Origin of the sequence: Sphaerospermopsis aphanizomenoides BCCUSP55 (assembly GCF_001586785.1) — a bacterium.
In the GTDB taxonomy this organism is placed as follows: domain Bacteria; phylum Cyanobacteriota; class Cyanobacteriia; order Cyanobacteriales; family Nostocaceae; genus Sphaerospermopsis_A; species Sphaerospermopsis_A aphanizomenoides_A.
This window is the reverse complement of sequence record NZ_LUFH02000137.1, coordinates 1-12959: the sequence shown is the minus strand read 5'-3', so window position 1 is coordinate 12959 and position 12959 is coordinate 1. Positions and strand designations below refer to the sequence as shown.

General features: G+C 40.3%; 13 protein-coding genes. 5 read left to right on the top strand and 8 right to left on the bottom strand.

From position 1 onward, the window contains the following. Positions 1-31 precede the first annotated feature (31 nt). Positions 32-529, bottom strand: a complete 498-nt coding sequence (locus A0J48_RS24115) for a bifunctional nuclease family protein (protein ID WP_200327123.1) — start codon at positions 527-529, stop codon at positions 32-34. Positions 530-1097: 568 nt separating this feature from the next. On the opposite strand from A0J48_RS24115, the gene A0J48_RS24110 reads away from it, so the two are divergent. Then, the gene (locus A0J48_RS24110; protein ID WP_200327122.1) at positions 1098-1775 is read left to right on the top strand and encodes a riboflavin synthase; all 678 of its coding nucleotides are present in this window, start codon (positions 1098-1100) and stop codon (positions 1773-1775) included. A gap of 157 nt (positions 1776-1932) precedes the next feature. On the opposite strand, the gene A0J48_RS24105 is transcribed toward A0J48_RS24110, so the two are convergent. Together A0J48_RS24105 and A0J48_RS24100 are read right to left on the bottom strand one after the other, a co-directional pair. Next, entirely contained in the window at positions 1933-3636 is a 1704-nt protein-coding gene (locus A0J48_RS24105) for a M23 family metallopeptidase (protein ID WP_200327121.1), read from the bottom strand. A 37-nt stretch (positions 3637-3673) separates the two neighbouring features. After that, entirely contained in the window at positions 3674-4486 is an 813-nt protein-coding gene (locus tag A0J48_RS24100) for a biotin--[acetyl-CoA-carboxylase] ligase (protein ID WP_200327126.1), read from the bottom strand. Positions 4487-4563: 77 nt separating this feature from the next. Here A0J48_RS24100 and pgeF point away from each other — a divergent pair, with 77 nt between their 5' ends. The 3 genes from pgeF (at position 4564) to A0J48_RS24085 (ending at position 7384) form a co-directional block, all read left to right on the top strand. After that, positions 4564-5352 (top strand): peptidoglycan editing factor PgeF, encoded by a 789-nt coding sequence (pgeF, locus tag A0J48_RS24095; RefSeq protein WP_200327120.1) that lies wholly within the window; start codon positions 4564-4566, stop codon positions 5350-5352. Between the two features lie 72 nt (positions 5353-5424). Next, the gene (locus A0J48_RS24090; protein WP_234301127.1) at positions 5425-6717 is read left to right on the top strand and encodes an AAA family ATPase; all 1293 of its coding nucleotides are present in this window, start codon (positions 5425-5427) and stop codon (positions 6715-6717) included. Between the two features lie 4 nt (positions 6718-6721). Next, positions 6722-7384, top strand: a complete 663-nt coding sequence (locus tag A0J48_RS24085; RefSeq protein WP_200327119.1) for a hypothetical protein — start codon at positions 6722-6724, stop codon at positions 7382-7384. Positions 7385-7395: 11 nt separating this feature from the next. On the opposite strand, the gene A0J48_RS24080 is transcribed toward A0J48_RS24085, so the two are convergent. The 4 genes from A0J48_RS24080 to A0J48_RS24065 all read right to left on the bottom strand — a co-directional run bounded on the left by A0J48_RS24080 (position 7396) and on the right by A0J48_RS24065 (position 11196). Beyond that, complete coding sequence (locus A0J48_RS24080; RefSeq protein ID WP_200327118.1) at positions 7396-7974, bottom strand: Uma2 family endonuclease; 579 nt, start codon at positions 7972-7974, stop codon at positions 7396-7398. Between the two features lie 370 nt (positions 7975-8344). After that, complete coding sequence (locus A0J48_RS24075; RefSeq protein ID WP_200327117.1) at positions 8345-9838, bottom strand: family 10 glycosylhydrolase; 1494 nt, start codon at positions 9836-9838, stop codon at positions 8345-8347. Between the two features lie 295 nt (positions 9839-10133). Further along, a complete protein-coding gene (locus tag A0J48_RS24070; RefSeq protein ID WP_200327116.1) occupies positions 10134-10280 on the bottom strand; it encodes a hypothetical protein in 147 nt (48 codons plus the stop codon). 505 nt (positions 10281-10785) lie between these two features. Then, complete coding sequence (locus A0J48_RS24065; RefSeq protein WP_200327115.1) at positions 10786-11196, bottom strand: aegerolysin family protein; 411 nt, start codon at positions 11194-11196, stop codon at positions 10786-10788. 187 nt (positions 11197-11383) lie between these two features. On the opposite strand from A0J48_RS24065, the gene A0J48_RS24060 reads away from it, so the two are divergent. Then, on the top strand, positions 11384-11992 hold the full coding sequence (locus A0J48_RS24060) for an AAA-like domain-containing protein (protein ID WP_267910332.1): 609 nt from the start codon (positions 11384-11386) through the stop codon (positions 11990-11992). A gap of 260 nt (positions 11993-12252) precedes the next feature. Here the strand turns inward: A0J48_RS24060 and psb27 are convergent, their stop codons facing one another. Further along, positions 12253-12654: a photosystem II protein Psb27 gene (psb27, locus tag A0J48_RS24055; protein ID WP_200327114.1), complete on the bottom strand. Its 402-nt coding sequence runs from the start codon at positions 12652-12654 to the stop codon at positions 12253-12255. Positions 12655-12959 lie beyond the last annotated feature (305 nt).

Below are 12959 nucleotides of genomic sequence, written 5' to 3'. Positions count from 1 at the left end.
ACCCCACACCCCACACCCCACACCCTATTCTTTAACCATCACCATTACCAAATCGTTTAATCAAATCTTCAGGACGAAGATTAGAAACAAATTCGCGGAAAGCTTGTTGTTCAGCTTCATCCGCATCACGGTCAACAGGTATGGAAGCATCTGCTACTACCTCTTCCATCACCCAAATAGGTGCATTTGTACGCAAAGCAATAGCGATCGCATCACTAGGACGAGAATCAATTTCTTTTTTTACTTCGCCTTGCTGCACAATTAAAGCTGCGTAAAATGTATCTTTTTGCAAGGAATGAATAATCACCTTTTCCAAGGTCATATTCCATGCTTCCAAAATATTCACCATCAGGTCATGAGTTAAAGGTCTAGGAGGTTTTTGATGCTCCATAGCACCCATAATAGCCCTAGCTTGTTCCTGACCTATATAGATTGGTAAAGCCCGACGATCTGAACTATCTTTTAGCAATACAATCGGGCTGCGGGTTATGGCATCTAATGCTATACCAGCGACTCTCATTTCAATCATTGGCTAACCCTCAAAAATCCTTTAATTGTTTGGATGCTATGTGGCAAATAATACCCTTGAATGGGTTTGTCTAGGACAGAAGTAAACATAGGGCTTTTCTTCTCTATAATTGCTTCTATTAAACTCCGAACTTGTAGTGAACACCAGAGTAAATCAAATTCATCAAATCGAAAAGTTTTCGGTACAGGCTAGGTGTTGGGGTAGGACAGAGGTAAAAAATTTTCAATCTTTGGAGATTATTAAAGGTTAGTTAAGTAAAAAAAGGGTTGTTGTTGAATAAAATCTTCACTTCTCTTACTCTCACCTAGTCTGGAATCATTACCCAATCCAAAATCTAAAATCCCAAATCCAAAATCATATAACTTGATCATCTACTGAAATTGCTCTCCCAATATCATAATCATCTTACCCAAGTATGCCTTGAGATTGATGATAATGTGTGACTATTCATCTACCAAAAAAAAACAGATCAGAAATTATCTACAAAAGTTTTACATTTTTGTTCGGAATTATCAGTTAATTTCCGCCAAAATTAAGCAATAAATAAAGTTAAATTGGCAGAGAAACCGTGTTTACAGGATTAATTCAAGGATTAGGTAAAATCAAACCCTTATCTAACGATTCTTGGCAGATTACATTTATCAGCCACTCGGATGCTATGATGCAGGACTTAGCCTATGGAGACAGTGTAGCTGTAGATGGCGTGTGTTTGACAGTCGAAGAAATTGTCAAAGATGGCTTTATTGCCACTGCTTCACCAGAAACCCTACGACGTACAACTTTAGATAGAGAAGAAACCCAAGCTCGATATGTCAACCTAGAAACGTCACTGCGAGTAGGGGGTAAAGTAGGCGGTCATTTTGTCATGGGTCATGTAGATGGAATAGGTCAATTGATTTCTGTCGCCCAAACAGCTACTTCTTGGGAAATGACCTTTGCTGCACCAGATGCGATCGCTCGCTATATCGTCCCTAAAGGTAGCATTGCCATTAACGGTATTAGCCTCACTGTAGCCACATATCAACCCGAACACTCCCAGTTTACCGTAGCAGTCATTCCCCTCACCTACTCCGAGACAAATCTCAGCCATTTAGTCCCTGGCGGTTGGGTAAATCTGGAAGGCGATATCTTGGGTAAATATGTGGAAAAATTCCTTTATCCCGGCAACCAACACCATCAAGATGCAGATAAAGCCGATGAAGATGTAATTACACCCGCATTCTTAATGGAACACGGGTATTTATAGGAGGCAGGAGGCAGAAGGCAGGAGGCAGGAGGCAAAAAGCAAGAGGCAAAAGGCAAGAGGCAAAAGGCAAGAGGCAAAAAGTATTATTCTCCCCTGCCTCCCCTGCCCCCCTGCTTTCTTCACTGTCACCTGTCACCTGTCACCTGTCACCTGTCACCTATCTTGCTTGCGCTGTTTGTGTACTTTGTACCAAGTTGCTGAGGCCAGCTTGTAATTGTACACTTGGGTCAACAGCAACCCAACCGTTTGCAGTCAGGTGGCGGACTTCAAAGTGCAAGTGGGGTCCTGTGGAGTTACCAGTGCTACCAACGCGGCCAATTACAGTTCCTGGTTCTACCCACTGACCAGGACGAACAAAAATTTCTGACATATGACCGTAGAGGGTTTGTTGGGCAGAACTGTGATTGATAGTTACTGCTAAACCATATCCACCCATCCAGTCAGCAATTTCTACCTGACCTTTAGCCGCAGCTAAAATTGGTGTTCCTGTGGGCGCACCAATATCTGTACCCGCGTGGAAACGTCTATCTCCGGTAATAGGATGAATCCGCCAACCGAAGACAGAAGTAATGGGTGCAGCGAAAGACAAGGGGAACATCATCCCACCAGCACCACCACGGTAAGCAAAAGCATTGCTATAAGGAACTTGTGGTAAAACCGATGCCAGAGCAAAATCATAGGCAACAGTGCTGACACGGGGTGTCATGTTATCCTCAGCCATTGGCGGTGGTAAAGTACCAAAACTGGGCGCAATAGGTGTGGCGCTCACCGTTGTAGTTGGTGAAAATTCGCTAGGACTAGGAATAAACCGATTGGGACGGTATGCAGTTTTTGTATGACCGCTAGAACCAACCTTAGTAGCACGCCAACTTGTATTGTTATTCACTGCACTAGCTACAGCCTTCACCACACTAGGGGTTTCTGGTTGGGACTCAGCAGCCACTTTCACAACTCTGGGCGCTTTGTTTAAACTAGCAGTTTCACTTTTTTGAATCCAACTTGGTGCTGACTTTTTGGGAGAATCAGCTACACGAGGACCATCAATAGCTTTTCTACCACAAGCACCAGCAGCAATTTCTCGCTTGGAGAAAACTGCTTGACAGCCACCAGCACGTTCTGTAACAACTACAGAACTGGGAGGTTCATACTTACCAGTGGGAGTATTGTTGTAGTTTGTAGGGTCAACTAAGGCGTTATTGTAATCCTGGTCTTTTCCTGTGGTTGTCTTGCTACCAGTATCTTTGGAGTTATTAGCTGGTTGAGCAACTTCTGAGGGTTTTGCCGGTGCTGAGTTAACCGGAGTTTGTACTTTGGGTTCTGAAGTTTTCTCAGTAATTTTCGGTTCAGAATTTTCAACCTTGGGTTGAGAAGTTCTGATCATCACAGCACGTTCAGAATTCTCCACTTTGCGTTTAGAAGTTCTCACCGTGACTTGCGGTTCGGAATTCTCCGCTTTGGGTTTGGAGATAGTAACAGTCACAGCACGTTCAGAATTTTCAACTTTGGGTTTAGCAGTTCTGACTGTTTCTGCTGACTGGGACGCTTGTTCCTGATGGAGTCTTTTTTTGAGTCTGACTCGTCGTTCAGCAAAATCAGGCTGTGATGATGTCGCTTCTGGGGCAACAGTCTCTTTTTTTACTGTATCTTTAACAGCAGTGGGTTGGGAATTCTCAACAGTGGGAACGATATTATCTACTGATGATTCCGTTTGAGCAAATACAAAGCCACCACTCAGGAGACTAACACTGCTCAACCAACCAAGGCTCTGTGCTGGTAATGTAGACGCAAAGCGTCTTTTGATTAAACCTTGAGTCCGCAAATTGTCCAAGCGGTTATGGGCAGATTTATGGCGCTGCGTCATGTTTTCTCTCAGTTGTGTGTAATTAAGTCTAAAAAAGTTAAACAGAAGATTTACAGTAGCCCAAACTGATTTTACCGGGTTCGACAGAAATTTCTGGCGTGATCAGTTCTTTGGTATTATATTCAACCATTCTTAAGCGGAGATGCCCCTGGGTTGTCACCCCGACTACAGTTCCTAAAAGATTATTCACATACACTTCATCACCCATGTTTATCAGTAAATCAACATAACGAGACAGCAGTATGCTTATTCCTTCGTTGTTAAGACACTGGAGACCGGACTCTATTCCTAGTAAAACTGTGGAAGTGAGCATTTCCAAATTAGGTATGGGTCGAAAATTCTGGGAACTTTGCCACAATTCTAAATTGATGCCGGTTTCGGGTACTGGGTTAGTCCAATTAATGCCAACACCAATTATGGCTTGGGTAATTTGTCCTTTATGAATTTTCGTCTCCGTTAAAATGCCACCTAGTTTGCGGCCATCTAATACTAAATCATTCGGCCATTTTATCCCCACACTCACGTTACACTTTTGTAATTGTGACGCAATTCCCCAAGCACTAGCTAGAGTTAGTTGGTAACTATTAGCAGCTTCTAGTTTAGGAGCAATGGCAACCGATAGATATAGACCACCAGAAGGAGATAACCACTGCCTTCCCCATTGTCCCTTACCTGCGGTTTGTTTGGTGGCAATGACTACAGTCCCTGGTTTTTCTCCTTGGGCTAATAATTCCCACAGAGTTTGATTTGTTGAGGATAAGCTGTCAAAAATATGGAGATAAAAAGGTAAATGTGGATACTGTTGTCCTACTTTCAGGGCATTTACCACAAGTTGCTGATCAAATTCCACAGCCATTCCCCTAAATGCAGTTGTTCAAGTTAACATTGATTGGCGGTTTTAAATTTTTTGTTTAGGTTAGGTTGAAGATGCACACTTGGCACTGGCACAATTGGGAAGGTCTACCTTACCTGACTTGTAATCTTTTGGAACTTTGGCCTCACGGTTTCTTTACACAACAGTTTTGGCCACGTCCACCGCACGAGTTGACAAAGGTTTTGCAACCAGAGGCTTTAGCTTATCGTTTAAAACAGGTACATGGCAATACAGTTTTAACCCCTCAAGAGGTGGATAAGCATTTACAAAATAGTGATGATGAGTTGGCTTTAGCAGATGGCTTAATTAGTGAGCAGCCTTTACAAGCGGTTTGGGTAGCCAGTGCTGATTGTACACCCGTACTGATTGGTGATGTTAAAATCGGTCAGGTAGCAGCTTTACACGCAGGTTGGCGGGGTACGGCAGCAAAGATTGTTCCCCAAGCCATTCAGAAAATGCAATCCCAAGGCAGCAAGCTGGAAGATTTGCGAATTGCAATGGGGCCAGCAATAGCGGGAGAGGTTTACCAGGTTTCCGCCGAAGTGGCTGCGGAAATTGGAACGACTATTATACCACATCATGAACCTGAAAAAATAGTCAATACTTTACACGATTTACCTAATTCTCCTTTATTAGCAGATCCAGAACCAGGTAAGGTGCGTTTAGATGTGCGACGAGTAAATGCTATTCAGTTGGCACAATTGGGAATTAGTAAAGAACAAATTGCGATCGCTCCCTATTGTACTTATCAAACTCCTGAACATTTCTTTTCTTACCGTCGAGAAAAAGAGAAAAAAGTGCAATGGTCAGGAATTGTGAGTGTCTTAATTCCCGCCCCATGAACATTCTGTCTAATCTGTTACTGTGGGATTACAAAGCAGCGTGAGTGTTTCTATTTACTGGGGTAAACTTAAATGTCTAAAGTAGAAGGCTTTAGGGTAAGAAATTACAGAGTTCTTCGTGATATCACATTAGGAAAACTATGGAACACACAGAACGCCAAGCCATTAGCACCAATGACAGCAGTTATCGGTAAGAATGGTGTGGGAAAAAGTACAATTTTCGATACTTTTGGTTTTCTTGCCGACTGCTTGAAAAATGGAGTAGAAGAAGCTTGTTATGCTCGTGGTCGTGGTGGTTTTGAGAAAATTCGTTCCCAAGGACAAGAGGGAAGTATTGAGTTTGATATCTATTATAAAGAGGATGGTAATGCCCGACCAATTACTTATGAGTTGGCAATAGATATTGATTCATCTGGAAGACCTTATGTAAAAAGAGAGAGGCTCAGACAGAGAAGAAAAGGACAAACTAGGGGACAACCTTTTTCTTTTCTTATTCTCAATGAAGGTAGAGGAATTGCATGGAAAGGTGAACAAGAAGGTAAACAAGTTGAAGAAGAAAAAGGTGAGTTTGATTTATCAAAATTTATAGAAAAAATCCAAAAAGGTGAAGCAGAAGAGGAGAGTAAAGAAACTGAAGTAGTAGAACTTGATGATAAAAGAAAACTAGGAATTGCTACTTTAGGTTCACTCAAACAACATCCCAGAATTTCTATGTTTAGAAGATTTATTGAAGGATGGTATTTAAGCTATTTTACACCAGATGCAGCCCGCAGTTTACCTCTAGCTGGACCACAAAAGCATTTGAATATTCATGGAGATAATCTCGGTAATGTAGTCCAGTTTATGGAAAGAGAACATCCAAAAAAGTTTCAATCTATACTTAAAAAAATAGCTAACAAAATTCCCGGTGTCAACAAGATTAGTACCTACCCAAGTCCAGATGGAAGACTTCTTTTGTGTTTCAACGACAAAGGGTTTCAAGATCCATTTTATTCCCAACAAATGTCAGATGGAACACTCAAAGTATTCGCCTATCTCCTGATGTTAGAAGATCCATCACCACCACCATTTTTGTGTATTGAAGAACCAGAAAATGGACTTTACCATAAACTTTTAGAAACCCTAGCACGAGAATTTAGAGAACACGCTACAGGTCACAAGCATGGATCACAAATATTTGTGACAACACATCAACCATATTTTGTAGATGCCCTAGAACCTGAAGAAGTTTGGATATTAGAAAAGGGCGAGGATGGATTTGCTAAAATTAAGCGAGCTAGTGAAGATCCTCTGATTAATAATCTTGTTTCTGAAGGGTTGCCCCTTGGCGGACTTTGGTACAGCGACTACTTGGACGCAAGGTGAATCTATGCATTTTGAAATATTAGTTGAGGATATTTCTGGCAAAACTGCTCTGGACATTCTTGTCCCCAAAATTATTAACACTGAACAACACACATTTAAGATCCATGCTTACAAAGGCATAGGACATATTCCTCAAGGTTTAAAATCTACTTCTGATGCTAACAAACGAATTTTACTCGACCAGCTACCAAGACTGATTCAAGGCTATGGTAAAACATTTGCTAGTTATCCTGCTGATTATCAAGCTGTCCTCATCATCATTTGCGATCTTGATGACCGCTGTATGAGTGCTTTTCGGAAACAACTACTGGAACTTGAAAATTCTTGTAATCCCCCCAAGCCAAAGACACAATTTTGCATTGCTATTGAAGAAGGAGAGGCATGGTATTTAGGTGATTTAGCAGCAGTGAAGAAAGCTTATCCGAGCGCCAAACAAGCAGTCTTAAATTCATACACTAATGATGATATCTGCGGTACATGGGAGAAGTTGGCAGACGCAGTATCTTCCGGTGGTTGCCAAAAGTTGTCTAAACTTGGTTATCAGGCGATTGGTAAAGAAAAGGCTGTTTGGGCAGAAAGAATTTCTCCTTTTATGGATATTGAAAATAATCAATCACCAAGCTTTTGTTATTTTCGAGATCAGCTTCGTTACTTCAGTGGTGAATAATATTGCTGTATTTATCCCCAAACTACTTGCATATTTAAAATAAATCCTGGTAAAACATCTTCACCTGATAATTCTTGAGGAAATTCTAATATTTCCACTGGTTTACCAAGACGGTAAATTTCAACTTGACGCATTTTTGAATTAATTAACCAACCTAGTTTCACTCCATTATCTATATATTCCTGCATTTTTTTTTGGGTTTCCGGCAAACTATCACTTGGGGACATTAACTCTAAAACAAAATCTGGGGCAATAGGGGAGAATTTTTCCTGTTCTTCCGGTGTGAGTGCATCCCATCTTTCTTTTTTAATCCAAGCTACATCAGGAGAACGGTTTGCACCATTGGGAAGTTTAAAACAAGTGGAAGAATCAAAACAAACTCCTAGTTTAGTTTGACGATTCCAAAACACAAAATCTGCTGCAATTTCAACATTACGTTTTCCCGTTTCTCCTCCTGTGGGTGGCATAATCAGTATTTCTCCTTCTGCATTACGTTCAAATTTGACTTCCGGGTTTTCTCGACAGAGTTGATAAAATTGGTTGTCGCTGAGTTGGATAATGGGGTTTAAGTTGACGGTGATAGCTGTCATAGTAATTTTATTGGAGATAATATCAACTTTATCTAAATTATAAGGGGTTTTTACTATAGCAGAAGGCAAGAGGCAAGAGGCAAAAGGCAAGAGTTAAACCCTTGCTCTTATTAGTTTTCAATGATCAATAATGTCCTAATCATTCTGGATACAGCTATAAATAAATTTTGCTATACCGCAAGTAGCATAAACTAACTGGAGACAATCTTGTAAATAATAGCTGTATTATTTGCCAGTTGTTTTGATGACTTATCATTATCGCACTTGACACAAAACTAAAATAAAAGGATTGTCACCTGAGAGGCATTAATATTTAAACAGGTTGTGGTCAAGCAATTTCAACTTAAAACCACAACCATATTATTTACTACTATTTACAGAATTTTCGCTCACCATCATGTTCTGGATGTTGCCAAGAATAAGCAAAATGGCTGACGGCATTGATTTGGGGTGAAAATTGTCGTAAAGCTGCCATTTGTTGTTCTAAAGGTGGACGGCCAGTGATTGGTTCTCCCCATTTACCAGCTAAAGCCGGAATTACCTGTGTACCTGGTTGTGCCATACTTAAAACTCGTTGCACTTGTTCCATAATACAACTGGCATTACCGCAAGTAGCATAGGACATGGGATGCCATTCTAAAGTATTAGAAAATCTATCCCAAGGTTGCAAACGGGAATCATAACCTTTGCCTACAGTTTGATTACCATCGGGAAAAAATACTACACCCGCAGGAATATTATTTTGATTGGCTGGATAACTGGCTAAGGTAACAAAATCTAATATACCTTGCATCGCGTGAGCAACTGCCAACAGCCATAACTCTGATTGTAAAATTGGCTGTCTTTGGGTGGGTGTGAGTAGAGATTTTTGTGCCATAGGAGGGTTGCGTCCTTCCCACATTGGTTCATCTTCTTGGGGATAACGTTTATCAACTTCACCGATATCTCCAGCGGTGATATATCCCTTACTCAAAAAGCGACGGATTAATTCTAAGCCTTTATTGTTTTTAGCACGACGCAGTAAAGCTTCTTGGGTTGCGGGGGTAAATAACCATAAATCTGCAACTTTGGTAGCAATGGAATCCTTTCCTGCTTGTCGGGGATAGCGTACATAGTCAAATAACAAACCATCAGGACGACGACGCATTACTTCTTGCACCATTTGGTAATAGTCGGTTTTTGCTTGTTGGTTGTAGGGATCAACAAATATTTGGGAACGGTTATCTACAACTTCTATGCTAGTTTGACCTTTACCATTACGTGCGATCGCATCCTTTCTACTAGGAATCTGCCCGTAAGTATAGCCAAAATTCATAGTAAACATCCAAGCATAAACCTTTAAACCCCGTTCTTGCCCTTTTTTAATCCCTGCGGCTAATAAATCTACCTTTTCTTTTCCCGGAGTGCGAACCACAGCAGGCCAAACGGTGGGATTATTGGCTGCTGGTAACAATACCTGACCGTCATAAAATGCTTCTAAATAAACTTGGTTATAGCCAGTATTGACTATCTGATCCATAATTTGATCAATTGCTCCTGGCTGAGTATCACAAGGATACAAACGTAACCAGATAGCTTGGGTTTGAGGCCAGTTACGACTACGACAATTTTGTAATCTTTTTGCGTGTTCTTTGACTAATTTTTGGTAACGATTTTGAGCATCTTTATTGCCTTTAAGTGCTGATAAACGTAGCTGTTCTTTTTCTTTAACTGCTTTTGGTGATAGTTGACAAAACTCCATTACTTGCGCTGCTGCTGGTTGAGTGCCAAAGTTAGGCATTAACATAGTGCTGCTAAACAAGACAGCAAACAGACTCCGACACCATGATTTTGCTGCGGGAAATTTTACAGGAGCTTTGTACATATTCATCAATTTATTTATACTTTTGCTACATATCTTAAATAAATATATAGCAACAAGAAAAATATTTATTATGCCTACAGCACGCTGCGCGAACAACCGGACATGATATTACTCACTACTCGGTACTCGCTACTCGGTCTTCCTGAAGTCACGCTGCGCGAACACATATAAATTTTATGCCTAACGGCACGCTACGCGAACAGCAAATCTTAAATAAAAGTAGATGGATTACCACAGATTCTAGAAAAAAAGCGAGGTGCGATCGCACATTGTGTTAAGAAATTTTCAATTCGTCTCAATTCCAATAAAACAGGCGATCGCATTCTCGTTGACCGTGGCTATAAATTTTATAATTGGGGTGTGCAAAGCTGAACTCTGCTTCTAGTGCAGCCTGTAACACCTCAACCTCCATTCCTTTATTATTAGTTATTGTCTCGTTCATTACCATTTAGAGTATGGATGGTTTTTCAATTCCATAATTCAGTTAAATTCAGGTAAATTCAGGATTATAAAAAATCAGTTAAGTTCAGTTAAGTTTAGGTAAATTCAGTTAAATTCAGTTAAATTCAGGTACTCATGCTCTGAAATCGTGTCACAGCAATTGTTTGGATGAATTAGCCCATACTTCACTAAAGCCCACAATATCAGGATTGAGCCTCTGCACATGAGTAATTATGTTATCTATGCGTGTCGAATCATGGTATTCTTAGCTCGCTGAAACGGTGACAATTGTATTTAAGAAAAGGTGGGTATTGTAGCTAAGAACATGAAGAGGAGTGTTGGACATGATAGTTGATAATCTATATTGTTTTAACAGGGAATATCCGGTCAAAAAAAGATAGTAAAATAACAATTAACAGATGAACCATCAGGTTAGATATTGATTCATCTGTTTAATTTTTAAATGAAAATTTGCCTAAGAAGTAGGTAAATTATTTAACGTAATCTCAAGATATTTTGACGCATTTGATGGTTACATTACCCAAAGCACCAGAATCTAGATTTCCACCAACTACCTGGGTAACATAATCTTCACTTGGAGAGGGAGTCCAGATGGAAGTGTTTGTCTTTGATCCCCAAGGACAATCCCAGTAGTATTCTCCAATTTTCACCTGCTTGTCAATATCAAAAATGTCAAATCTTCCTTCAGTTCCAGATGGAGAGTCCTCTCGACCACAAGAATTTATAACACTACTCTCACCTATATTAATTGTTATTTTGTTAGTTTCATCGATTGATATTTCTGCGTCTTTATTACCAGACTGGTGAAACTTTCCGTATGCAAGAGTAGCATTTTTGATGCCTATTCTAGTTCCTCGTGAGATGATCGTGATACTAACCCATTGAGCGTATGACATGTTTTTAATTATCCTATATACAGCTAATCGGATTTTTGTCGAGCTTTTTTACTGAGCTTGATAATAGTATCTCTGGTTTCTCAAATCAATAGTTCAGTTAAATTCAGGATTATTAAACTAGGTTAAATTCAGTTAAATTCAGTTAAATTCAGGTATCCATAACCTGAAATTGTGTCACAATTAAAAGCTGACTCCGGTTCCCAGCGTCTATCAACTACCAATATTTACCAAACTCAACCCCACCTATCAGTATCAGCCTGGTGGCAGTCTCCCACCTGATGCTCCTACTTATGTAGTCCGACAAACTGATACTGAACTGTACACAGGGTTATTAGCAGGGGATTATTGCTATGTTCTCAATGCTAGACAGATGGGGAAGTCTAGTTTGCGAGTGCGGACAATGGCCAAATTGCAAGCTGAAGGGATTGCTTGCGCTGAAATAGAACTAAGCGGAATTGGTAGCCAGCAAATTACCGCGTCTCAATGGTATGGCGGAATTATTCAGGAATTGGTCAGTGGGTTTAATCTGCAAATCAATCGCCGCAATTGGTTAAAAGAACACGATGATCTGTCTCCGATTCAGTGTTTAAATAAATTTATTGAAACGGTATTGCTCACGCAAATTCAGGAACAAATTATTATTTTTATTGATGAAATTGATAATGTCCTGGGTTTGAAGTTTTCCACAGACGAATTTTTTGCTTTGATTCGTCATTGCTATGAAAATCGAGCTATCAAACCGGTTTGTGAAAGGCTGTGTAAGAAAGCTCACAAAGTATTTGCTGAGATTTCATAGAAAACAGCACTTTGTGAGCAGATGAGTCAAGCATACCCTAGTAACTTGACATATCACAAGTAAGAATTGATACCAAAAATCATCAGCCAAATCTAGTGGTCGTCCGCACAATGTAGCAATATAGGCGGTTGTCAATGTCATTTTGTATGTATTACAGCAGATAAATAGTGAATAAGGTACAAAATATAAGAACAAAGCCACATACCAAAAGGCTTTTAACCCTGTTCCCTGTTACCTATTCCCTGTTCCCTGCTATGTAATTAACCACCACGCTTGAGGGCTAATTCAACACGATCAAACTCTAACTCTAGACGATTTTTCAATTTTTCAGGTATGGGACGGTTAGGGTAAGAACTATAGTGACCGGCTAAAGCGTTAAGGGCTGTTCTCATGGTTGTAAAGGAACTCAAACCAGAAACAGAATTATTAGCTCTTTGATAACGAGCAGAGAAGTCATTAATTTTTTGACGTGCTTCTGCTTGAAGTGCAGCTTTATTCGGATCATCTGAGGATACTTCTATGGCTTGTCTTAAAGTATTGACTACAGCCAAAGTGTCTTGACGATAATCTCCGCTTAAGCCATCAGGAGTACCAGAACAACCCATTAAGCCAATGGTGACAACTAAAAACAGTGCCAGCAGACGCGACCAATAACGTTTCATATCCATTAATTAAAACAATACGTAAATCAACGTCCATCCTATCTTGGATTGGGATCACAGAAGAAGGAGTTCAAGGAGTTCAGGAGTTCAGGAGTTCAGGAGTTCAGGAGTTCAGGAGTTCAAGAAGTTCAGGAGTTCAGGAGGAAGAATTAATTTTTCTTCCCCTACTCCCCCTGCCTCCCCTGCACCCTACACCCTGCACCCTACACCCTACACCCCACATTCCTAATCTTCCAGATAACAAGGAAGTTGTAAAGCTTGCTGAAGTAAAGGTTCATATTCTTGAAGACTGACATTATAAGCGC